The sequence below is a fragment of the Lentzea sp. NBRC 102530 genome, from assembly GCF_030269365.1.
GTDB lineage: Bacteria > Actinomycetota > Actinomycetes > Mycobacteriales > Pseudonocardiaceae > Lentzea.
The window spans coordinates 164391-186768 of record NZ_BSTF01000010.1 but is presented as its reverse complement, the minus strand read 5'-3'; the positions used below and the strand labels follow the sequence as shown (position 1 = coordinate 186768).

The window sequence follows — 22378 nt, the reverse complement described above, 5'->3', positions numbered from 1 at the left end:
ACACGGGAGGAGGGTGCCGACATGCAGCACGGTCATCCCGGCAGCCAACCCGATGAGGGTGGCGAGCTGAACCATGGCAACAATTCTGCTGAGCTGACTGCGCAGATCAGGTTCCTCGAGGACGAGATCGCGTCGTTGCGTCGCAAGCTGACCGAGTCGCCGCGCCACACGCGGTTGCTCGAGCAGCGCTTGGCTGAGGCGACAGAGCGCGTCAGCCAGCTGACCGAGCGAAACACGAAGCTCATAGACACCCTCCGCGAAGCACGAAGCCAGCTGCTCGCGCTGCGTGAGGAAGTCGACCGGCTGGCGCAACCGCCCAGCGGGTACGGCGTCTTCATGGCGCGGTACGACGACGGAACCGTGGACGTCTTCACCTCTGGTCGCAGGATGCGCGTGGCCGTGTCCCCCGCGGTCGAACCGGAGAAGATCGCCTACGGCCAGTCCGTGCGCCTCAACGAGGCGCTGACGGTCGTCGAGGCCGGCGGGTTCGAGCGGTCCGGCGAGGTCTGCGCACTGCGGGAGGTGCTCACCGACGACGACGGTGCGGACACCATCGCGCGTGCGCTGGTCGTCGGGCACGCCGACGAGGAGAGGGTGGTCTGGCTCGCCCAGCCGCTGCTCGACTCGCCGCTCAAGCCCGGCGACTCGCTGCTGGTCGACTCGAAGGCGGGTTTCGCCTACGAACGGGTCCCCAAGGCCGAGGTCGAGGACCTCGTGCTCGAGGAGGTCCCGGACATCGACTACAACGACATCGGTGGCCTCTCCCGGCAGATCGAGCAGATCCGCGACGCCGTGGAGCTGCCGTTCCTGCACGCCGACCTCTTCCGCGAGTACGAGCTGCGCCCGCCCAAGGGCGTCCTGCTCTACGGCCCTCCCGGCTGCGGCAAGACGCTCATCGCCAAGGCGGTGGCGAACTCGCTGGCCAAGAAGGTGCGGGAGATCCGCGGCGAGACCGACAAGCAGGCGAAGTCGTACTTCCTCAACATCAAGGGCCCCGAGCTCCTCAACAAGTTCGTCGGTGAGACCGAGCGGCACATCCGCCTGATCTTCCAGCGGGCTCGTGAGAAGGCGTCCGACGGCACCCCGGTGATCGTGTTCTTCGACGAGATGGACTCGATCTTCCGCACCCGTGGTTCGGGTGTGTCGTCCGACGTCGAGACGACGATCGTGCCCCAGCTCCTCGCCGAGATCGACGGCGTCGAGGGCCTGGAGAACGTCATCGTCATCGGCGCCTCCAACCGCGAGGACATGATCGACCCGGCGATCCTGAGGCCCGGCCGTCTCGACGTGAAGATCAAGATCGAGCGACCGGACGCCGAGGGCGCGAAGGACATCTTCAACAAGTACCTGACGCCCAACCTCCCGTTGCACGCCGACGACCTCGCCGAGTTCGGCGGGGACCCGAAGGCCTGCATCGAGGGCATGGTGCAGCACACCGTGGAGCGCATGTACGAGGAGTCCGAGGACAACCGGTTCCTGGAGGTCACCTACGCCAACGGTGACAAGGAGGTCCTGTACTTCCGGGACTTCAACTCCGGCGCCATGATCCAGAACATCGTCGACAGGGCCAAGAAGGCGGCGATCAAGTCGCTGCTCGACACCAAGCAGCCCGGGCTCTCCGTCCGGCACCTGCAGGCGGCCATCCTCGACGAGTTCGCCGAGAACGAGGACCTGCCGAACACGACGAACCCGGACGACTGGGCTCGCATCTCGGGCAAGAAGGGCGAGCGGATCGTCTACATCCGCACGCTCGTCACCGGGAAGAACCAGGACACCGGTCGCGCGATCGACACGGCCACGAACACCGGCACGTATCTGTAAGACCGCAGTCCGGCACCGCCCCGGCCGCACCTCGCGGCCGGGGCGGTGCCGCGTTCCCGCCTACCCGCGCGGTGACCGCCTGCCTGGACTTCCTGGCAGGGGGAGACATGAGACGCACCGGGTACGTGCTGGCAGCACTGGGGTCGTCACCGCGCTGACCTGGGCCCGCGACGAGGCGGACCCGCTCGCGGTCGAGCACGTCGCCGTGCGCGTGGGGCTGGTCCAGGACGGCGGGAGCGTCGAGGTCGGGCGGGTCGCGGCGAAGATCGCCGCCCTCGAGTTCGCGTTGCCGAGCGGCAAGGTCGTCCAGGCCGAGATGTACGGCGAGGTCTTCGTCTGCCGCGTTCCGGAGAAGATCTCCGCGGTGCGGGTCCGGGCCTACGACGTGGACGGTCGCCTCCTGCGCGACACCACGATCTAGCGGACCAGGCCCGACTCGTAGGCCGCGATCACCAGTTGCGCCCGGTCGCGGGCGTGCAGCTTCGCCAGCAGGTTCCCGATGTGCGTCTTCACCGTGCCGGTGCTGACGTGCAGCTCGGCCATGATCTCCGCGTTGGACCGCCCGCGCGCGATCAGCAGCAGGACCTCCTTCTCCCGCTCGGTGATCCGCTCCAGGCCGCGCACCGCGGGTGCCGCCGGTTGCCGGACGAACTCCCGGATCAGCCGCCGGGTCACCGTCGGCGACAGCAGCGACTCGCCGGACGCCACCACCCGGATCGCCGCCAGCAGCTCGGCGGGAGGCGTGTCCTTCAGCAGGAACCCGGACGCGCCGGCCCGCAACGCCCCGAAGACGTACTCGTCGAGGTCGAACGTCGTCAGCACGAGCACGCGCGGGCCGTCCAGCTGCCGCGTGGCCTCGATGCCGTCCATCTCGGGCATGCGGATGTCCATCAGGACCACGTCGGGCTCCAGCTCCGCCGCCAGCGCGACCGCCTCGGCGCCGGTGCCGGCCTCGCCCACGACGGTCAGGTCCGGTTCGTGGTCCACCAGCATCCTGAAGCTGGCCCGCAGCAACGCCTGGTCGTCCGCGATCAGCACGGTCGTCATCGGACCGGCAGCTCCGCGACGACCCGGAAACCGCCGCCGTCGCCGGGTCCGGCGTCGAACGTGCCGCCGTACACCGCCACGCGTTCGCGCATGCCGATCAACCCGTGTCCCACGCCGAGCTCCTTCACCCCGGGGCCGTCGTCCTCGACCTCCACGCGGACGGCTTCCGCCGTCACCTCCACCAGAACCGTGCAGGCGGCGGGGGCCGCGTGCTTCACCACGTTGGTCAGCGCCTCCTGCACGATCCGGTACACCGACAGCCCGATCCCCTCCGGCACAACGGCCTCCCCGCGCACGTCCACCGTCACGCGCACCCCGGCGAGCGACGCGCGGCCGGCCAGCTCCGCCAGTCCGTCGAGTCCGGGGGAGGGGGCGAGCGAGGCGTCGGACCGCAGCACGCCGAGAAGACCACGCATCTCCGTGAGGGCCGCACGGCTCGTTTCCGAGATGACCTGCAACGCCTCGTAGGCGTGCTCGGGTGAGCGCACGTGTGCGGCGTTGCCCGCCTGCACGGCGATGAGGGAGAGGTTGTGCGCCACCACGTCGTGCAGTTCGCGGGCGATGCGCAGGCGTTCGTCGGCGAGCGCCTGCTCGGCGGCCCGGGCGGTCTCGCGTTCGAGCATCGAGCGCCGCAGGCGGGTCGTGTAGCCGATCGCCCACACCGAACCCAGCGCGGCGACGGCGACGAGCACGCTCTCCACCTCGCCGCCGGAGAGCCCCGCGGTCACGACGACGCTGACGACCAGGGCCCCCAGCGACCACGTGCGATCGCGGTCGACCGCCACCGTGTACAGCGCGAAGCAGACGGCTCCCACCGGTGCGCCGAGCGCCACGACCGGCAGCACCCTGGTCATCACCACGAGCGCCATCGCGGCGAGGGTCACGGCCAGCGCGAGCGAGGGCCACCACCGCCGGACCGCGACGGGCACCGCGACCAGCCCGGCCAGCGGCACCGCGACGAACGGCGACGCGTGCTGGGAAGGCTCCAGCATCGCGTACGCGACGAGGACCCAGATCACCAGCGCGGCGGTGGCGTCGACCAGGTAGAGGTGCAGTCTCGCGAACACGGAACGCACCGTATCGACCCCGGTGCCGCGCCACCTCGGACCACGGTCCGATTCCGGGGATCGGAGCCCAGGCCGATCCGTTTCCGGCAGCGACAGCACACTCTCTTCCGCATGATCGAGGTGCGGAACCTGACGAAGAGGTACGGGGACACCAAGGCGGTCGACGACCTGTCGTTCACCGTCCACCCCGGACTGGTGACGGGCTTCCTCGGCCCGAACGGTGCCGGGAAGTCCACGACGATGCGCATGGTCCTCGGCCTGGACCGGCCCACGAGCGGGGAGGCGTTGATCAACGGCCGCCGCTACGCGACGCTCGACCACCCGCTGCGGCACGTCGGCGCGTTGCTCGACCCGGCGGCGGTGCACCACGGGCGCAGGGCGCTCGACCACCTGCTCTGGATCGCCGCGTCCAACGGCATCGGCGAGAAGCGCGCCGTCGAGCTGGTGGAGCAGGTCGGTCTGGGAGGCGTGCGGCACAAGCGGATCCGGGCGTTGTCGCTCGGTATGAAGCAACGGCTCGGCGTCGCGGCCGCGTTGCTCGGCGACCCCGGGGTGCTGATGTTCGACGAACCGGTGAACGGTCTCGACCCCGAGGGCGTCCGGTGGATCCGCGACCTCCTGCGCGGACTCGCCGGCGAAGGCCGGACGGTCTTCGTCTCCAGCCACCTGATGAGCGAGATGGCGCTGACCGCCGACCACGTCGTGATCGTCGCAAGAGGACAGCTGGTCAAGGAGACACCGATGGAGGCGTTGACCCGCAACGGTTCCCTGGAGGACGCCTACCTCGGCCTCACCTCCGGGAGGGGACTGTGAAGAACGCGCTCGCCGCCGAGTGGCTGAAGCTGCGGACCGTCCGGGCGCCCCAGGCCCTCGCCGCGACCATCGGCCTGATGGTGGTCGCCGGAGCGTTGCTGTCGTGGCTGATGGTCCGGGACTACGACACGTCCCCGGCCGCCGAACAGGCGAAGTTCGCCTCCGCCGACGCCACCGTGGTGATCACGCCGGTGATCCAGTTCCTGGTCGCCGCGCTCGGCGCCCTGGTCGCCACCTCGGACCCGCGGCTCACCGCGCTGACCGCCGTGCCGGTCCGGTCGCGTTTGCTGGCGGCGAAGACTGTGCTCGTCGCGGCCGCGGCGGTGGTGCTCGGCACGGTCGCGCTGGCCGCGAGCGTCGGCGCGAGCTGGGTGGTCATGGGGGACCGGCCGCCGCCGATCGCGCCGTGGGACGGCCTGGGCGACGTGCTGCCGTGGCAGGGCGCCGCGCTGCTGTCGATCTTGGTAACCGGTCTGGCCGGCCTCGGGATCGGGCTGGCGGTGCGGTCCACGGCCGTCACGATCGTGGTGGTCGGCGTGCTGCTGTGGGGACTGCCCGCCATCACCCCGATGCTGCCGGACCCGTGGAACGTCGACGCGTCCGCGGTGATGGTGCCCTACCTGGTGTGGGAGGTGTCGGGGGTGGTCGAGGACGCCCCGCTGAGCCCGTTGGCCGCCGTCGCATGTTTGGCGATCTACGCACTGGTGACCCTCAGTACCGGAACTGTGACCCTTCTGCGACGAGACGCTTGACTCCCTCTTTAGGCAGCCTTATGGTCATCTATACCTTTAATCGGTAAGGAAACTTACCTAACTATCTCCGCCGCCGCAGTCCGAGAGGAGACGCTGAATGTCCTGGCAGAAGTCTGTGGTGGCGCTCGCCGCGGCAGTGGTGCTCCCGTTGACCGGTGCGATGGCGGGCAGTTCCGTCGCCGCCGCTCCCGAGGGCGAGAACCTCGCCGCTGCCGCGCTGCCGCCGGGTTCGCCCGCGGCGGTCAACGGGCAGCTCAAGGTGTGCGGCGTCAAGCTGTGCAACCAGAACGGCAAGCAGATCCAGCTGCGCGGCATGAGCACGCACGGCATCCAGTGGTACTCCCAGTGCGTGAAGACCGCGTCCCTGGACGCGCTCGCCAACGACTGGAAGGCGGACGTCCTCCGCATCTCGATGTACATCCAGGAAGGTGGCTACGAGAGCAACCCTCGCAAGTTCACCGACATGGTGCACGGCTACATCGAGGAGGCCACCAAGCGCGGCCTGTACGCGCTGGTCGACTGGCACCAGCTGTCGCCGGGCGACCCGAACCACAACACCGCGCGCGCCAAGACGTTCTTCAACGAGATCGCGCAGCGGCACAAGGACAAGACGAACATCATCTACGACATCGCGAACGAGCCGAACGGCGTCACGTGGTCGCGGGTGAAGTCCTACGCGGAGGCCGTCATCCCGACGATCCGCGCCCAGGACCCGGACAGCCTCGTGCTCGTCGGCACGCACGGCTGGTCGACGTTCGGCCTGTCCGACGGCAAGGACATCAACGAGGTCAGCCGGAACAAGGTCAACGCCTCGAACCTGATGTACACGTTCCACTTCTACGCGAAGGACCACCGCGACTCGTACCTCAACGCGTTGCGCACGGTCTCGAGCCAGGTGCCGGTCTTCGTCACCGAGTTCGGCTCGCAGGAGGCGTCGGGTGATGGTCCCAACGACTTCACCATGGCGAACAAGTTCATCACGTTCATGAAGGAAGCCAAGATCTCGTGGACGAACTGGAACTTCTCCGACGACCACCGCACGGGTGCGGTGTTCAAGAGCGGCACGTGCTCCGGCAGCAGCTTCACCGGTGAGGGCCCGCTGAAGGACGCCGGCAAGTGGGTGCGCAACCACATCCGCACGGCCGACGACTTCTGAGCACTCTGATCGACCGACCCCGGCGGGTCACGTGAACGGCGGTCCTGCGGGGCCGCCGTTTACCGTTGTCGGCATGGCACAACTCGCGCTCGGTCTCGCGTCCCTCGGTCGTCCCGCGTACATCAACCTCGGACGTGAGGGCGCGCTACCGGCCGTGCGCGACGTGGAGTCCATGCGCGCGCAGTGCCACCGAGTGCTCGACACGGCCTATGCGGCGGGTGTCCGGTGGGTCGACGCCGCCCGGTCGTACGGGCTGTCGGAGGACTTCCTGTCGTCCTGGCTGCCCGGCCACGACGACGTGACGATCTCCAGCAAGTGGGGCTACGCCTACACCGCGGACTGGCGGCCGGACGCCGAGGTGCACGAGGTCAAGGAGCACTCGCTCGCCCGGTTCACCCAGCAGTGGCGGGAAACCCGCGCGTTGCTGTCCCGCGTCGACCTCTACCAGGTGCACTCGCTGACGGTCGACAGCCCGTTGTTCGCCGACCGCGTGTTGCAGGACGCGATGGTCGCGATCGGGGTGCCGCTGGGGTTCTCGACGTCCGGGCCGCGTCAGGCCGACACCATCCGCAAAGCCCTGGACCTGGGGATCTTCCAGTCGGTCCAGTCCACTTGGAACGTGCTGGAGACCTCGGCCGGGGACGCACTCCGGGAAGCGCACGACGCCGGCCTGCGGGTGATCGTCAAGGAGGGCGTCGCCAACGGACGGCTCGTCGTGACACCGCCGCAAGCGGTTGCGGCACAGGCGGAAGCGCTCGGCGTCGGGCCGGACGCGGTGGCGCTGGCGGCGATCGCGCGACAGCCGTTCGTGGACGTCGTGCTGTCCGGTGCGGCGAGCCCGGAGCAGCTGCTGTCCAACTTGGACGCGTTGCGCGTCGAGGTCGACCTGCCCGATCTGGCCGAGCCCGCCGAGCAGTACTGGAAAACCCGTTCCGAGCTCAGCTGGAACTAGTTACGGTGACGCGGTGAGCGACGCACCCCTCCCGGCCTTCGAACCCCCTTACTACGCCGCGATCTTCACGACCGTGCGCACCCGGGACCAGACCGGTTACGCCGAGACGAACGCGCGCATGGAGGAGCTCGTGCGCGACATCCCCGGCTACCTCGGGATGGACCACGCGCAGAACCCCGGCGGGCTCGGCATCACCGTCGGGTACTTCCGCGACGCCGAGGCCCTCGAGCGGTGGCGCACCGACGCCGAGCACCAGGTGGCGCAGAAGCGCGGCCGTGCCACCTGGTACGAGAGCTACACGCTGCACGTGGCGAAGGTGGAGCGCAGTCACGGGTTCACGCGGTCGTAGTGCGCCGCAACCACTCCTGGCCGATGACCCGGCCGTCCGGCACGAGCGCCCAGTCCGGGTCCTCGATCTTCACGCGCAGCTCGGCCAGGTCCATCCAGTCGCCCCAGGCGACCTCTTCGGGCTGGTGCACGAACGGTCCGTCGGTGCGCGTCTCGTAGATCCACGCGTGGTAGCGCGTGAGCCCGTCCACGTAGGTGGTCTGGAACAGGAACGTGAGCGGCGACTCGACGCCGAGTTCCTCGCGCAGTTCCCGTTGCGCGGCCACCGCCGGGCTCTCGCCCGCGTCGATCACGCCGCCCGCGGTGCAGTCGTAGAGGCCGGGGAAGGCGTCCTTGGTGTCGGTGCGCTTGTGCACGTAGACGCGCTCGCCGTCGAGGGACCTCACGACGATCGTGGCGCAGCCGTGCCAGAGGTTCTCGGCGCGCATCCGCTCGCGCGTCACCTCGCCGACGGCGTTCGCGTCCTCGTCGTAGAGGGTGATCATCCCGGTGTCCTCCTGTGGTCGTACGCGAGCTTGCTACCCCAGTCCGACGCCCGCTGATCGCCATTCTTCCTACCTTCGGGGACGTCAGACGTCACCGAGGAGGATTCGTGTCCACTTCCCTGCGGCTCGGCGTCGCCGAGTTCCGCGCCCGGCCGGGCCGCGCGCTGCTGCCCGGCGTCGCGCTCGTCGTCGGCGTGGCCTGCCTGCTGGCCGCCCTGGTGCTGAGCGACGCGCTCACCAGGTCGGTCGACGAGGGCGCGCCCCTCACACCCTCTTCGGTCGGGCACGTGGTGGACGTGCGCAACGTCCAGGGCGGCAGCCCGGCGAAGCTCGACGACGCCCTGCTGACCACACTCTCCTCGGTCGGCCGCGCGGTGCCCGTGCAGGTCGCGCAGGCGGACCTGCTGGACGGCGACGGACGCGCGGGGGAGCACCGGGCCGAGGTCAACGTCCAGCAGCCGGACCTGGTGCGCTGGCCGCTCGCCGAGGGCAGGCAGCCGGCCGCCGACGACGAGGTCGCCGTCGACAAGATCACCGCGTTCGAGCGCGACCTCCAGCCCGGCGACGAGATCCAGCTCGCCTCCGCCGACGGCAAGCCGTTCGACGTGACGGTCAGCGGGGTGCTCAAGCGCGGCGGGCTCGACTCGCGGCCGGTGCTGGTGGCCGGTCCCGACCTGGCGCGCAAGCTCGACCCGCAGCCCTTCACCAAGGAGGTGTGGGTGCTCGGCGGGTCGCGCGAGGCCGTCACGAGCGCGGCCGGTGCGGCGTACTGGGTCTCGGACCCGCGGCCGGACGCCGACAAGATCGGCAACGACCTGACGTTCATCCTGCTGCCGTTCAGCGTGCTGGCCCTGGCGACGGCGGTGTTCGTCGCGGCGGCCACGTTCCGGGCGGTCTACGCGCAACGGCAGCGGCAGACGGCGTTGCTGCGGTGCATCGGTGCCCAGCGCGGTCCGCTGGTGCGGCGCAGCCTGTTCGAGGCGTTCGTGACGGGCGCGGCGGCCGGCGTCGGCGGGGCGTTGCTCGGCGGGCCGATGGCGTGGCTGCTCGCGCGGACGTTCGACGCGACCGGGATCTCGGCGCTGTTCGGGGCCGTGGAACTCAGCCCGGAGCTGCTGCCGTCGCTCGGGTACGTGATCCTCGGAGTCGTCGTCGCCGCGGTGCTGAGCGTGATGGCCGCTGTCCGGCCCGCGATCAACGCTGCGCGCGTGTCGCCCCTTGCTGCCCTTCGGGACGCGGACAACGAGGTACCGCCACGGTCCGTGCGTCGTCTTCGGCTCGTGTTCGGCATTCTCTTCACCGCTGGTGCCGGACTGCTCGCGATGGCCGCGATCGCCGCCAAGGGGACGTCGGCTGCCCCGCTGGCTGTGACGTTCTCCGCGATCGCCGCGGTGACCGGGCTCTTCTGGATCCTCGGGCCCGTCACGGTGCCGTTCATCGCGCGGCTGTTCGGCAAGATCGGTGGCACTCAATGGAAGCTCGCCGGCGCCGAGGTGCGCCGGATGCCCGCCAGGTCGGCGTCGGTCGCGCTGCCGTTGCTGCTGGCCAGCTCGATGGTGACGTTCTTCCTGGTGCTGCTCGGCGGCGCGCAGGAGATGACGTACTCCTACGCCAACGAGCAGCGGCCCGACGCGACCGTCGTGGACGCGGGGCAGCGGCCGTTGCCGGAGATCCCCGCACAGCCAGGGGTCGAGGCCTCGGTGGTGCTGCACAAGATCGACGAGGGCGTGTCGGGTGCGGACCCCGCGCAGTTCAACGCGTGGCTGAAGGCGCAGGACGCCTCCGGTGCCGGACAGCTGACCGAGGGCGCCGCGCTCGCGCCCGACTGGTTCGACCGGCCGTTCATCGAGGCGGACGGCAAGCGGTACGAGGTCGTGGGCACGATCCCCGGCCGCCTCACCGGGTACACCTCCATCGTCGGCGGCGTCACGTCCGGACCCGCGGAGAAGGTGCTGGTCGCGTTGAAGCCCGGGGTCGACCCGGCCGAGTTCCGGGCGGGGATGCAGGCCGCCCTGCCCGCCAACCCGACCGTGATCGTCGAGACGGACGCGGACGAGCGCGCCGAGGCCGAGCGGTACATGCACCTCGGCACCGTGCTGATGATGGTGCTGCTGGGACTGTCCGTGGCGGTCGCCGTGACCGGTATCGGAACGGCCTTGACGATCTCGGTTCAGGAGCGCCGCAAGGAGCTCGCACTGCGCCGCGCCTTGGGCGTCACTCAAGGCGGACTGCAGGGCGGAGTCATCGCTGAAGCGATCATGTTGGCTCTCGTCGGGGTGATCGGAGGCGGTGTGCTCGGGTTCGCCTACGCCCAGATCGCGATTCTTTCGGTCGGCATCGACATGACCCTGCCAGGTCTGAAAGTCCTGTTGCCGCTGGTCATCGGCGCGCTGGCGGTCGTAGCACTCGCGGTGATCGCCGCTTTCGGGCCTTCTCGCGGCGCATCGAGGATTCGGCCTGCAGCAGGATTGGCGTCCGGGTGAATAGGGTGTGGGGAGCTTCAACGCGAGGCTCCCCACACGCTTTTGCCGGGGTCAGGTCATAAGGTGTTGCGCATGCGGCGGATCATGGGAACCGAGGTCGAGTACGGCATCGCGGTGCCGGGCGACGCGACCGCGAACCCGGTGCTCACTTCGACACAGGTGGTGCTCGCGTACGCGGCGGCGGCGGACATACCGCGCGCCAGGCGGGCGCGCTGGGACTACGAGGTGGAGTCGCCGTTGCGCGACGCGCGCGGGTTCGACCTGGGTTCGCCCGGTGGGCACCCGGCCGACTCCGACGTCGAGGACCTGGGCGCGGCGAACGTCATCCTCACCAACGGCGCGCGGCTCTACGTCGACCACGCGCACCCCGAGTACTCGGCTCCCGAGGTCACCAACGCGCGTGACGCGGTGATCTGGGACAAGGCGGGGGAGCGGGTGATGGAGGAGGCCGCGATCAAGGCCGCGTCCGTGCCCGGCCAGCCCCGCCTGCAGCTGTACAAGAACAACGTCGACGGCAAGGGCGCGTCGTACGGCACGCACGAGAACTACCTGATGCAGCGGTCGACGCCGTTCACGGCCGTGATCGCCGGTCTGACGCCGTTCTTCGTGTCGCGCCAGGTCGTGACCGGGTCGGGGCGCGTGGGCATCGGGCAGTCCGGTGAAGAGGCCGGCTACCAGCTCTCGCAGCGCTCGGACTACATCGAGGTCGAGGTCGGCCTCGAGACGACGCTCAAGCGCGGCATCATCAACACGCGCGACGAGCCGCACGCGGACGCGGACAAGTACCGCCGCCTGCACGTCATCATCGGTGACGCGAACCTGGCCGAGTACTCCACGTTCCTCAAGGTCGGCACCACCTCGCTGGTGCTCGACATGATCGAGGCCGGGCAGCGGTTCGACGACCTGCGCATGGTCGACCCGGTGCGCGCGGTGCACCAGATCAGCCACGACCCGACGCTGAAGACCAAGGTCGAGATGACCGGCGGGCGCAAGTTCACCGGCCTCGACGTGCAGTTCGCCTACCACGAGCGCGCGACCGCGTTCGTCGAGAAGGAGGGCGTCGGCGACCGCGACGTCCTGCGGATCTGGGGCGAGGTGCTCGACGCCCTGGCCCGCGACCCGTCCGAGTGCGCGGACCGGCTCGACTGGGTCGCGAAGCTGCGGCTGCTCGAGGGCTACCGGCAGCGCGACGGCCTGGAGTGGGGCGCGGCCCGGCTCAACCTGGTCGACCTGCAGTACTCCGACGTGCGCCTCGACAAGGGCCTCTACAACCGCCTCGTCGCGCGCGGCTCGATGAAGCGGCTCGTGAGCGAGGAAGAGGTCCGCGCGGCCATCACCACGCCGCCCGAGGACACGCGTGCGTACTTCCGCGGCCGCTGCCTGGAGCGTTACCCGACCTCCGTGGCGGCCGCCTCGTGGGACTCCGTGATCTTTGATCTCGGTCGAGAATCCCTCGTGCGAATTCCGACGCTCGAGCCCCTCCGTGGGACGAAAGCGCACGTCGGAGCGTTGTTGGAGGCATCCGACACCGCCGAGCAGCTGGTGGACGCGCTGACCCGCGGGTGATCGTCTACCCGAGTGGCTCAGGGTTTTTGTCGGTGCCGCTGGGTAGTGTTCTTGTCAGGCGAGTCAGTGGGAGGCCGAGATGTCCCAGGAACAGAAGCAGCGCCAGGGCGGTGGCGACGGCGACGACGGCGCGGACGACGCCGCCGGAGCCGGTCAGGAACGTCGCGAGAAGCTCGGCGAGGACGTGGACGCGATCCTCGACGAGATCGACGACGTGCTGGAGGAGAACGCGGAGGACTTCGTCCGCGCATACGTGCAGAAGGGCGGTCAGTAGGCCTTCGGGGGCCTGCGGACCACCTCGGGGACGGGAGAACAACCAACACATGGACAACAGCTCGACCGGGCGTTACCCGGCCGCGGCGCTGCCCTCGGCGTACCTCACGCCGGGCTCGTCGTCGTTCACGGACTTCCTGCGGGCCCAGGCACCCGACATGCTGCCCAGCGGCCGGAAGCTCCCGGAGGGGACCGTCCAGGCCCCTCACGGGACGACGATCGTCGCGGCCACCTACAAGGGTGGTGTCGTGATCGCCGGCGACCGGCGCGCGACCATGGGCAACGTGATCGCCCAGCGCGACATGAAGAAGGTCTTCGTGACCGACGACCACTCGGCCGTCGGCATCGCGGGCACCGCGGGCATCGCGATCGAGATCGTGCGCCTGTACACGGTGGAGCTGCGCCACTACGAGAAGATCGAGGGCGTGCCCCTGTCGCTCGACGGCAAGGCGAACCGCCTGTCGGCCATGATCAGGGGCAACCTCGACGCCGCCATGGCGGGCCTCGCCGTGGTTCCCCTCTTCGCGGGCTACGACACCTCGGCCACTGATCCGGACCGCGCGGGCCGCATCGTGTCCTACGACGTCACCGGCGGCCGTTACGAGGAGTCGCAGGGCTACCAGGCAGTCGGCTCCGGCTCGCTGTTCGCGAAGTCGGCGTTGAAGAAGCTTTACAACCCGGACGCCGACGTGGACGCGGCGATCCGCTCGGTGGTCGAGGCTTTGTACGACGCGGCCGACGACGACTCGGCCACGGGCGGCCCGGACCCGGTCCGCCGCCTCTACCCGATCGTGGTCACCATCAACGGCGCCGACGGTGCCGTGGAGGTGCCGGAACCCCAGGTCCAGACGGTCGCCGACGCGGTCGTCGAAGGCCGCAGGTCCCGCCCAGCAGGCTGAGTCCCCCACAGGTTCGACGTCAGGAGCACCACCCATGACGATGCCGCTGTACGCATCGGCAGAGCAGGTGATGCGCGACCGCTCCGAGTACGCCCGCAAGGGCATCGCCAGGGGTCGCAGCGTCATCGTGCTGAAGTACGCGGACGGCATTCTGTTCGTCGCGGAAAACCCCTCCAGCACCCTGCACAAGGTCTCGGAGATCTACGACCGCATCGGCTTCGCCGCCGTCGGCCGCTACAGCGAGTTCGAGAACCTGCGCCAGGCGGGCATCCGGTTCGCCGACGTGCGCGGGTACCAGAACGACCCGCGGGACGTGACCTCGCGGTCGCTGGCCAACGTCTACGCGACCACCCTGGGCACCTACTTCACCGAGCAGATCAAGCCGTTCGAGGTGGAGATCTGCGTGGCCGAGGTCGGGGATTCGTCCGACACGGACACGTTGTACCGGTTGACGTACGACGGGTCCATTGTGGACGAGCCCCAGTACATCGTGATGGGTGGCACGGTCGATGCCGCCAACACGGCGTTGAAGGACGCCTTCGCGGACGGGCTTTCGTTGGCCGAGGCTGTTCCGGTGGCGGTGCGGGCGTTGTCCGCCGGGTCTCCGTCCACTGGGAACGGGTCGGCCGAACTGCTGCCTGCCGCCAAGTTGGAGGTGGCGGTGTTGGAGCGGGCTCGGCCGCGGCGGGCGTTCCGGCGGATCGCCGGGGCGGCTTTGGACGCTTTGATGCCTGCTGCGGAGAAGGACGGCAAGGCGGTTGAGGACGTCGAGCTGCCGCCGGACTCGTCTGACTCGTCCAAGTAAGCGGTCGTGAGGCTCTTGGCCCCTGGGGTTGTCCTGGGGGCCTTTTGCTTTGGTCGCCTTGTGTGGTGGTTGGGTTGGGGTGCAAAGACTTCGGACGGGACGGGTCATTTCATCGCCGCTGCGCGACGATGGAGATCGGGGCTTGACTTCGGGGCCCTTGCGAGGCGCTGGTCGGACCGGAAAGGCCGGGCTGAAAAGCGCCCGGCCGAGCCACAAGTGGTAGCACCTCGCACCCAAAGTCAAGCCCCGATCTCGAAGCGTGCGTGGTCGCGTTGGGGTGCGTACATCACCACACCGGCTCGAAGGTTCAGCCAAGATTGACGGCTCGCCTGCGGCATTGCGTGGGGCGGGCGTGCGGTCAGCCAAGAGCTAAGGACGCCTCGCCTGCGGCGTTGCCGTTGGGTCTTGGCGGGCTCGGCTGCGCCGTCGCGATGCTTGCGCTCGTTCGGTCTCGCCTGCGGCTTCGTTCTCCCCAAGCCATTGGCTGCTCAGCTCTCGGCTACCTCGCTCTTGGCCTACGCTCGCCGTGCCTCGCTGCCGTCGTGCACTCTTCTCAGCCTGCACTCTTCTCGCCGTGCCGGACTGTCAGACCCTCTCGGTACGTTGGGTCGCGGGGGAGCCAAACCCGAGGGGACCCCTGCGTCAGCCTGCCGCGCAGGCGATCAGCAAGGCCGCCAGTTCCTTCGGCTTGCTCAGCGAGGCGCAGTGGCCCGCGGCCAGTTCCACCGGCGTGATGCCCGGCAGGCGGTCTGCCACCACCTTGCGCATGAACGTCGGCGTGAAGAAGCGGTCCTCGGTGCACAGCACGAAGTGCGTTGGTACCTGCGGTAGTGCGTCCAGCGGCCACGGCGTGCCCATGGCGGCCTCGGACATGCCGCGTTCTCTGTTCTGGGCCTCTGCCGCCAGGTCTGGTGGGACGTCGTGGAAGAACTGGTCCTCCAGGCCCGAGTCCTCGTAGCCCGTGTTGGTCCACCAGTCGCCTGGGGTTTCGCCTGCGGCGGGGAGCATCGCCGTTACGTAGATCAGTGGGGCGTTGAGGCGGGCTGCGGCGATCGGGGCCACCAGGCCGCCGAAGGAGTGGCCCACGACTACTACGTCCTCTGTGGACGGTAGGGCTTCGACGAGGGCTGTCGCCCAGTCGCTGAGGGTGGTGTCGTCGTCCTCGATCGGGAGGTCCGGGGCTACCGCGGTGTGGCCCTGGGCCTGGAGTTCGTTCGCTACCAGGTGCCAGGACCAGCCCACGTCGCCGCCTCCGTGCGCTATGGCGAAGGTGGTCATGCGGCCGAGCTTATGCGCGGCGTTCGGTCGGCAGGCGGGATCTGGTGAAGGGCCGCGCCCAGCATGGCCGCGGCCGGGACCAGCAGGACCGAGATTCCCAGGGGGCCAGGGGATCGTCAACGGGGTGAGGTCTGGTTCGGGCCAGATGTTCGGGTAGCCCTGGTTGAGGGCCGCCGGCGGGGCGAGGGCTGAGGCTTGCGGGACGACGAACGCAGGCTGGTCGCGTCGACGAGGACCTCGCCGCCGGCCGGGCTGTCGAGGCCGTCCGCGAGGTTCAGCGACGTCTGCTTGCCGGAGCCCGACGGGCCCATGATCGCCACCGGTTCGCCGGGGACGAAGGTCAGCGAGATGCCGTTCAGGGCGTTGACCCGTGTCTTGCCGGTGCCGTGGACGCGCTGCACGTCGCGGAGTTCGAGCGCGCTCATCTCGGCACCTCGACGTCCGTCGGGACGGGCGCGGGGGTGCGGCGCAGGAGGCTCGCCTCGCAGTGGTCGAGCCAGCGGAGCTCGGCCTCGGCCTGGAAGATCATCGCGTCCAGCACGAGCAGCCACGGCAGGTCGGACGGCTGGGTCTTGAGCCGCGTGTACTCCTGCAGCGTGCGCATGGTGGCGGTGCGTTGCGTCATCACGACCCCGGCCACGTCGACGCCCGGTGTGGTGATCGCCAGCGCGAGCTTGATGGCCACCTCGTCGCGGGGACGGTCACCGCGCTGGACGGGCGTCGCGAACCACTTCTTCAGCTCGGCGCGGCCGTGCTCGGTGATCTCGTAGGGGCGCTGGCCCTCGCTCTCCGGCAGGGCGGTCACCAGGTCGTCGCGTTCCAGGCGGGACAACGTCGTGTAGACCTGCCCGATGTTCAACGGCCACGTGCCACCGGTGGCCGAGTCGAAGGCCGCGCGCAGCTGGTAGCCGTACATGGGTCCGCGCTTCAGCAGCGCCAGCAGACCGTGTTTGACCGACATGCCTACCGAGTATGCATACTGAGTATGTTCCTGGCAACGGTGACCGCGCCCAGGTACGTGCGGAGGGGGCTTTCATCAGGAACCCTGGACGGTGCCGGAGACGTCCGGCGGCGCTCAGGTGGACTGGGGGACGTCGTGGTCGACGCCACGGGGAAACGAACTGGGGAAGTGCACTTGCTGGGAGCATCGGGCCGGACCGGGGTCGCGCCGGGACTGCCCGCCGAGATCAGGAACTACGAACCGGCGGACGAGCCCTCGTGGCTGCGCTGCCGGGTGCTGGGCCTGCTGGAGACGAACCACTTCGACGACGTGTGGCGGTTCAAGCGCCGCACGGACCTCGAACTCGTCGCGCTGGAAGCCGGTGCGGTGACCGGAATCCTGGACGTGACGGTGCCGGCCGAGGAGGCCACGATCGAGACGGTCGTCGTGCACCCGGACCACCAGGGCACCGGGATCGCGACGGCGTTGCTGGAGGAGGCGGTGTCTCGGCTGGAGCGCTGCGGCGTGCGCACGCTCGACGCGTGGATCCTCGAGGACGGGGCCGCACTGGACTGGTTCGCGCGCAACGAGTTCGTGAAGGCCGAGGCGTACCTGCGCCTGCACGCGTCCGCCGACGAGGCCGACACGGCCGTGAGCGCCCGGTACGGGCTGGTGGTGTCCGGCGCCGTGCTGCACGCCCGGATCGAACGGGAAGCCGAGATGCGCCAACGGTTCGAGCGCGTCCACGTGTGCCGCAGGCTGGTGCGCGAGCTCAGGCTGTGATGCCGGTCAGTCGCGGGACCGTCGCCGTGCGCCCGGCGAGCAGCATGACCAGCGCCTCGATCGGCCCGCTGATCTCCGCGCCCTCGCCGGCGGACCAGTCGGTGTCGGTCGCGACGAGGCGGTGTCCGGCGAGCCGGCGCCGCGCGTGGAACGGGAACCCGATCCGCCACAGGTCGTCCGCCGAGACCCGTGCGGCGTCGATCGGCATGTGGCGTTCGATGCCCAGCGGGATCGCCATGTCCTGCGCGTGCACCATGCAGTCCATCAGGGCGTTCTTGAGGGTCTGACCGGGTGCGAGCGTGTGGTGCCCGACCGCGCCGCGCACGTTCGCGACGATCTCCGCCGTCGGTCTGCGCGCCTCGGCGCGGGCGGTCTGGTCGACCATGCGGTTGAAGCTGCCGCGAGCCCGGACGAAAGCCTTGAACGCCATGCCCACGCTGACGCGGTTCGCGAGGGAGAGGTGCCCGGCGACCTCGCGCACGGTCCACCCCTCGCACAGCGACGGGTAGGTCCACTCGACGTCCGTCAGGCCCGCGAGCAGGTCCGCCGTCGCCGTGCGCTCGGAGTCGATCGTCTCCCAGATCTGCGCCTCGTCCATGTCCCTCTCCTCTTGATTTAGTTCGATAGACTGACTACTTTAATCAGAGAATCTGACTAGAACAAGAGGAGCCAACGGGTGAACATCGGTCTGCTGCTCTTCATCCCGTCCCGCGCGGTGGAGAACCGGATCCTGACCGCGGTCGTCGAGGCGGGATTCGAGATCACCCAGGCGCAGGCGCGGGTGCTGATGCGCGTCGGCCCGGACGGAACGCGGCTGACCGAGCTCGCCGAGGCGGCGCAGGTGACCAAGCAGACCGCCGGGTTCCTGGTCGACCAGCTGGAGAAGGCCGGGTACGTGGAACGGGTGCCCGACCCCTCCGACGGCAGGGCGCGGCTGGTGCGCGTGACCGACAAGGCCCAGGAGGCCGTCCCCGTCGCGAACGCGGAGATGGCGAGGATCGAGGCGGAATGGGAACAGCACATCGGCAAGCGCCGCATGGCGCAGCTGAGAGAAGCTCTGGACATGCTCGGCGAGATCACCGATCCCTACCGCTGACCCGCGTGGTGCCGGTGGCCTTCGACCCGGTCGCGCCGACGACGGCGGCGGTCTACCGCGTGGTGTCGGCGGGGGAGACGGCGTTCGTCAAGGTCCTGCGCCGGCCGTACATCCCCGAGCAGTTCAAGGAGGCCGTCGGCGAGTTCCCCTGGCGCGACGAGGCCGAGTTCCTGCTGTCGGACTTCGAGCTGCCACCGGGGATGCGCCGGCCCCGCGTGCTGCGGGCGGACGACCTCGGCGACCGGATCGCGCTGTGGCTCGAGGACGTGCGCTGCGCCGACGCCGAGTGGGACCTGCCGCGGTACCGGCGGGCCGCACTGGCGCTCGGGAGGTGGGCGGGACGTCGCTTCGGTGGCGCGCCGGGGCGGTCGTTGCGCGCGCTGTACGAGGGCGGTCTGGTCAGGGACGCGTTCCTGCGGTCGCACCGCACGGCGCTCGCCCGCCGCGTGCCCGAGCTCGTCGAGCGGCTGGAGGCGCTGCCCCAGGCCACCGGGCACCACGACGCCTGCCCGCAGAACCTGTTGGTACCGCGGGAGGATCCCGAGACGTTCGTGGTGATCGACGTCGCCTGGCAGACCCCGAGCCCGATCGGCGCGGACCTCGGCCAGTTGCTCGTCGGGCTGACCCACACCGGGCAGACCCCGGTCTCGGCGCTGCCGCGGATCCGCGAGGTCGTCATCGACGCCTACCTCGACGGGCTGAGGCTCGAGAACCGGCGCGTGACGCGAGAAGAGGTCGTGCTGGGCTGCGACGGGATGCTCGCCGTGCGCAGCGCGTTCCACTCGGCACCCGAACTGGCCGAGTACCTCGTGGAACGCGCCCTGGCCCTCTAGGAGGCGAGCAGCTCCGACACCCTGCTGCGCACCTCGGGGGAGTCGAGGCCGCGCACCATCACGGTCGTGCGGCGGCGCAGCACGTCGTCCACTTCGGACGCCCACTCGGTGCGGCGGGCGTGCTCGACCTGCGCCCAGATGTCCGGGCCGTCCGGGTGCACCCGCTCCAGCAGCGCCGGGTTCTCCAGGCCCAGGGCGACGACCTCGTGCGACGTCGTGCCGTAGTGCGTGGCGAGGTGGCGGACCACGTCGTCGGGCAGCGCGTCGTAGGCGTGCCCGAGCACGGAGCCGACGGTGTCGGGCAGGGCAGAGCCGGGCAGCGCGACGCCGTCCAGCGGGCCCTCGAAGGTGCGGCCCAGTTCGGAGTTCACGCGGGCCAGGACGGTGGCGCCGATCTTGCGGAACGTCGTCCACTTGCCGCCGGCCACGCTGATCATGCCGCCGGAACCCGCGGTGATCACGGTCTCGCGCTTGGCGTGCGAGGTGTCGCCGGGGCCGCCGGGCAGCACGCGCAGGCCCGCGAACGTGTAGGCGATGCGCGAGCGGTCCAGGCCCGTCACCGCGACGCCCGCCTCGCCGAGGATCTGGTCGACGTCGGCGTCGGTGCAGGCCACCTTCGCCGGGTCGCCCTCGTACGCCTCGTCGGTGGTGCCGAGCAGCAGGTGGCCCTCCCACGGGATCGCGAACGACACGCGCACGTCGTCGACCGGGATCGTCAGCGCGGCCTTCCACTCGGAGTTCTGGCGCAGCACCAGGTGCGAGCCCTTGGACAGGCGGATCGACGGGTCGGCGGCCGGGTCCTCCATGCGCCGCAGCACGTCCAGCCACGGCCCGGTGGCGTTGACGACCACGCGGGCGTCCACCCCGAACTCGCCGAGTCCGTCGCGGAGGTCCACGCCCGTGACCTTCGCGCCGGTCTTGCGCAGGCCCACGACCGAGATGTGGTTGAGCAGCACGGCACCGGCCTCGGCGGCGGCGCGCGCGGCGGTGATCGCCACGCGGCTGTCGTTCATCTGGTGGTCGTAGTACATCGCGGCCCCGCGCAGACCGTCGGCGCGCAGGTCAGGCACCCACTCCACAGCCCTGCGCGCCGACAGCACCTTCCCCATGCCGTCGCCGAAACCCGACAGCGCGGAGTACAACGTGACGCCCGCTCCCAGCACGAACCGGCTGTGCGGGCCGCCCTTGTAGACGGGGACGAGGAACGGCAGCGGGCGCACCAGGTGCGGCGCGAGCCGGTCGCCCAGCGCACGGCGTTCCTTGTGGTTCTCGTGCACCATCGGCACCGCCGACGGGCCCATCGCGAGGTAGCGCAGGCCGCCGTGCACGAGCTTGGACGACGCGGACGACGTGGCGCCCGCGAAGTCGCCGCTCTCGACCAGGGCGACGCGCAGGCCGGACCGGGCCGCGGCCCAGGTCGTGGCGATGCCCAGGATGCCGCCGCCGATCACGACGACGTCGAACTTGCCGTGCTGGAGCTCTTCGCGAGCCCTGGAACGCTGTGCTGAGTCAGTCATCGTCCTCGTCCATCCACCCGACGGTCCGCTCGACCGCCTTCTTCCACTTCCGGTAGCCCTTCGCTCGAGCAGCCGGTTCCATCGACGGCTCCCACTCGGCCGCCTTGTGCCAGTTGGCCTTCAGCTCGTCGGTGCTGCTCCAGTAGCCCACCGCGAGGCCGGCCGCGTACGCCGCGCCGAGGCACGTCGTCTCGGCCACGATCGGGCGCACCACCGGCACGTCCAGCACGTCCGACAGGAACTGCATGAGCAGGTTGTTCGCCGTCATGCCGCCGTCGACGCGCAACGTCGTGAGGTCCACACCGCTGTCGGCGTTCATCGCGTCCACGACCTCGCGCGTCTGCCACGCCGATGCCTCCAGCACGGCCCGTGCCAGGTGCCCGCGCGAGATGTACCCCGTCAGGCCCGCGATGACCCCACGGGCGTCACTGCGCCAATGCGGGGCGAACAGACCGGAGAACGCGGGCACGAAGTACGCGCCGCCGTTGTCGTCGACCGTGCGGGCGAGCGTCTCGATCTCGGCGGCCGAGCTGATCAGCCCGACCTTGTCGCGGAACCACTGCACCAGCGCGCCGGTGACGGCGACGGCGCCTTCCAGCGCGTACGCGGCCGGTTCGTCGCCGATCTTGTACCCGACGGTGGTGAGCAGGCCGTTCTGGCTGTGCACCGGCTGGTCACCCGTGTTGATCAGCAGGAACGCGCCCGTGCCGTAGGTGCACTTGCCCTCGCCGGGGGCGAAGCAGGTCTGGCCGAACAGCGCGGCCTGCTGGTCGCCGAGCGCCGACGCGACGGGCACGCCCTCGTAGGTGCCGTACACCTCGGAGGAGGAACGGATCTCGGGCAGCACGGCGCGTGGCACGTCCATGGCGTCGAGGAGTTCCTGGTCCCAGTCGAGGGTCTCCAGGTTCATCAGCATGGTGCGCGAGGCGTTCGTGACATCGGTGACGTGCCGGCCGGTGAGGTTCCAGATCAGCCAGGTGTCCATGGTGCCGAACAGGACCTCGCCGCGGTCGGCCCTGCCGCGCAGGCCGTCGACGTGGTCGAGCAGCCAGCGGAGCTTCGGGCCGGAGAAGTACGTGGCCAGGGGGAGCCCGGAACGCTCGCGGAACCTGTCCTGCTCGCCCAGTCGCTTGATCACCGCGTCGGTGCGGGTGTCCTGCCAGACGATCGCGTTGTGCACGGGTTCGCCGGTCTCGCGGTCCCAGACGACCGTGGTCTCGCGCTGGTTGGTGATGCCGAACGCGGCGATGTCGGCGTACGTGAGCGACGCGTGAGAGAGGGCGTCGCGCACGACGGCCTGGACGTTCGTCCAGATCTCGGTCGCGTCGTGCTCCACCCAGCCCGGCTTCGGGAAGATCTGCCGGTGTTCGCGCTGGGCGACCGACACGATCCCGCCTGACTGGTCGAACACGATGCACCGGGACGACGTCGTGCCCTGGTCGATCGCAGCGATGTAGCTCACCT

The 22378-nt window shown here is 69.9% G+C and carries 23 protein-coding genes and 1 pseudogene; 15 read left to right on the top strand and 9 right to left on the bottom strand.

Going from position 1 to position 22378, the window contains the following annotated elements:
• Window positions 1-21 precede the first annotated feature (21 nt).
• Window positions 22-1821, top strand: a complete 1800-nt coding sequence (gene arc / locus QSK25_RS26400; protein ID WP_285642133.1) for a proteasome ATPase — start codon at window positions 22-24, stop codon at window positions 1819-1821.
• A 205-nt stretch (window positions 1822-2026) separates the two neighbouring features.
• On the top strand, window positions 2027-2242 hold the full coding sequence (locus tag QSK25_RS26395; RefSeq protein ID WP_285642132.1) for a hypothetical protein: 216 nt from the start codon (window positions 2027-2029) through the stop codon (window positions 2240-2242).
• Here QSK25_RS26395 and QSK25_RS26390 read toward each other — a convergent pair.
• Both QSK25_RS26390 and QSK25_RS26385 read right to left on the bottom strand, forming a co-directional pair.
• Window positions 2239-2868, bottom strand: a complete 630-nt coding sequence (locus tag QSK25_RS26390) for a response regulator (RefSeq protein ID WP_285642130.1) — start codon at window positions 2866-2868, stop codon at window positions 2239-2241. The genes QSK25_RS26395 and QSK25_RS26390 overlap by 4 nt on opposite strands.
• On the bottom strand, window positions 2865-3935 hold the full coding sequence (locus QSK25_RS26385; protein WP_285642129.1) for a sensor histidine kinase: 1071 nt from the start codon (window positions 3933-3935) through the stop codon (window positions 2865-2867). Before QSK25_RS26385 ends, QSK25_RS26390 begins: the two co-directional genes overlap by 4 nt.
• 111 nt (window positions 3936-4046) lie before the next feature.
• Between QSK25_RS26385 and QSK25_RS26380 the strand changes: the two are divergent.
• The 5 genes and pseudogenes from QSK25_RS26380 to QSK25_RS26360 form a co-directional block, all read left to right on the top strand.
• Window positions 4047-4688: pseudogene (locus tag QSK25_RS26380) on the top strand (ABC transporter ATP-binding protein); the annotation flags it as partial.
• A gap of 56 nt (window positions 4689-4744) precedes the next feature.
• Window positions 4745-5500, top strand: coding sequence for an ABC transporter permease (locus tag QSK25_RS26375; RefSeq protein WP_285642128.1), 756 nt, complete (start codon window positions 4745-4747; stop codon window positions 5498-5500).
• A gap of 97 nt (window positions 5501-5597) precedes the next feature.
• Window positions 5598-6656, top strand: a complete 1059-nt coding sequence (locus tag QSK25_RS26370; RefSeq protein ID WP_285642126.1) for a glycoside hydrolase family 5 protein — start codon at window positions 5598-5600, stop codon at window positions 6654-6656.
• A gap of 73 nt (window positions 6657-6729) precedes the next feature.
• Window positions 6730-7608, top strand: coding sequence for an aldo/keto reductase (locus QSK25_RS26365; protein WP_285642124.1), 879 nt, complete (start codon window positions 6730-6732; stop codon window positions 7606-7608).
• A 13-nt stretch (window positions 7609-7621) separates the two neighbouring features.
• Complete coding sequence (locus QSK25_RS26360) at window positions 7622-7957, top strand: antibiotic biosynthesis monooxygenase family protein (protein ID WP_285642118.1); 336 nt, start codon at window positions 7622-7624, stop codon at window positions 7955-7957.
• Here the strand turns inward: QSK25_RS26360 and QSK25_RS26355 are convergent.
• On the bottom strand, window positions 7944-8441 hold the full coding sequence (locus tag QSK25_RS26355; protein ID WP_285642116.1) for an NUDIX hydrolase: 498 nt from the start codon (window positions 8439-8441) through the stop codon (window positions 7944-7946). The two genes, QSK25_RS26360 and QSK25_RS26355, sit on opposite strands and share 14 nt — an antisense overlap.
• Before the next feature lie 107 nt (window positions 8442-8548).
• Between QSK25_RS26355 and QSK25_RS26350 the strand changes: the two genes are divergently transcribed.
• The 5 genes from QSK25_RS26350 (at window position 8549) to prcA (ending at window position 14467) form a co-directional block, all read left to right on the top strand.
• Entirely contained in the window at window positions 8549-10924 is a 2376-nt protein-coding gene (locus tag QSK25_RS26350; protein ID WP_285642114.1) for an FtsX-like permease family protein, read from the top strand.
• A gap of 72 nt (window positions 10925-10996) precedes the next feature.
• Window positions 10997-12490: a depupylase/deamidase Dop gene (dop, locus tag QSK25_RS26345; RefSeq protein ID WP_285642113.1), complete on the top strand. Its 1494-nt coding sequence runs from the start codon at window positions 10997-10999 to the stop codon at window positions 12488-12490.
• A gap of 79 nt (window positions 12491-12569) precedes the next feature.
• Window positions 12570-12764 carry a ubiquitin-like protein Pup gene (locus tag QSK25_RS26340; protein WP_030471529.1) on the top strand — a complete coding sequence of 65 codons (195 nt, stop codon included), beginning with the start codon at window positions 12570-12572 and terminating at the stop codon, window positions 12762-12764.
• Between the two features lie 49 nt (window positions 12765-12813).
• A complete protein-coding gene (gene prcB / locus QSK25_RS26335) occupies window positions 12814-13662 on the top strand; it encodes a proteasome subunit beta (protein ID WP_285642111.1) in 849 nt (282 codons plus the stop codon).
• Window positions 13663-13696: 34 nt separating this feature from the next.
• Window positions 13697-14467, top strand: a complete 771-nt coding sequence (gene prcA, locus QSK25_RS26330) for a proteasome subunit alpha (RefSeq protein WP_285642109.1) — start codon at window positions 13697-13699, stop codon at window positions 14465-14467.
• Window positions 14468-15109: 642 nt separating this feature from the next.
• Here the strand turns inward: prcA and QSK25_RS26325 are convergent.
• The 3 genes from QSK25_RS26325 to QSK25_RS26315 all read right to left on the bottom strand — a co-directional run bounded on the left by QSK25_RS26325 (window position 15110) and on the right by QSK25_RS26315 (window position 16706).
• Complete coding sequence (locus QSK25_RS26325; protein WP_285642108.1) at window positions 15110-15745, bottom strand: alpha/beta fold hydrolase; 636 nt, start codon at window positions 15743-15745, stop codon at window positions 15110-15112.
• Between the two features lie 116 nt (window positions 15746-15861).
• A complete protein-coding gene (locus QSK25_RS26320) occupies window positions 15862-16170 on the bottom strand; it encodes an ATP-binding cassette domain-containing protein (RefSeq protein WP_285642107.1) in 309 nt (102 codons plus the stop codon).
• Window positions 16167-16706: a PadR family transcriptional regulator gene (locus QSK25_RS26315; protein ID WP_285642106.1), complete on the bottom strand. Its 540-nt coding sequence runs from the start codon at window positions 16704-16706 to the stop codon at window positions 16167-16169. Before QSK25_RS26315 ends, QSK25_RS26320 begins: the two co-directional genes overlap by 4 nt.
• Before the next feature lie 174 nt (window positions 16707-16880).
• Here QSK25_RS26315 and QSK25_RS26310 point away from each other — a divergent pair, with 174 nt between their 5' ends.
• A complete protein-coding gene (locus tag QSK25_RS26310; RefSeq protein ID WP_285642105.1) occupies window positions 16881-17468 on the top strand; it encodes a GNAT family N-acetyltransferase in 588 nt (195 codons plus the stop codon).
• Here QSK25_RS26310 and QSK25_RS26305 read toward each other — a convergent pair.
• Complete coding sequence (locus QSK25_RS26305; protein WP_285642103.1) at window positions 17458-18066, bottom strand: maleylpyruvate isomerase family mycothiol-dependent enzyme; 609 nt, start codon at window positions 18064-18066, stop codon at window positions 17458-17460. The genes QSK25_RS26310 and QSK25_RS26305 overlap by 11 nt on opposite strands.
• Before the next feature lie 78 nt (window positions 18067-18144).
• Between QSK25_RS26305 and QSK25_RS26300 the strand changes: the two genes are divergently transcribed.
• Entirely contained in the window at window positions 18145-18564 is a 420-nt protein-coding gene (locus tag QSK25_RS26300; protein ID WP_285642102.1) for a MarR family winged helix-turn-helix transcriptional regulator, read from the top strand.
• Between the two features lie 5 nt (window positions 18565-18569).
• Window positions 18570-19397 (top strand): hypothetical protein, encoded by an 828-nt coding sequence (locus QSK25_RS26295; RefSeq protein WP_285642101.1) that lies wholly within the window; start codon window positions 18570-18572, stop codon window positions 19395-19397.
• Here QSK25_RS26295 and QSK25_RS26290 read toward each other — a convergent pair.
• Together QSK25_RS26290 and glpK are read right to left on the bottom strand one after the other, a co-directional pair.
• On the bottom strand, window positions 19394-20914 hold the full coding sequence (locus QSK25_RS26290) for a glycerol-3-phosphate dehydrogenase/oxidase (protein ID WP_285642100.1): 1521 nt from the start codon (window positions 20912-20914) through the stop codon (window positions 19394-19396). The genes QSK25_RS26295 and QSK25_RS26290 overlap by 4 nt on opposite strands.
• On the bottom strand, window positions 20907-22376 hold the full coding sequence (glpK, locus tag QSK25_RS26285) for a glycerol kinase GlpK (RefSeq protein WP_285642098.1): 1470 nt from the start codon (window positions 22374-22376) through the stop codon (window positions 20907-20909). Before glpK ends, QSK25_RS26290 begins: the two co-directional genes overlap by 8 nt.
• Window positions 22377-22378: the final 2 nt, after the last annotated feature.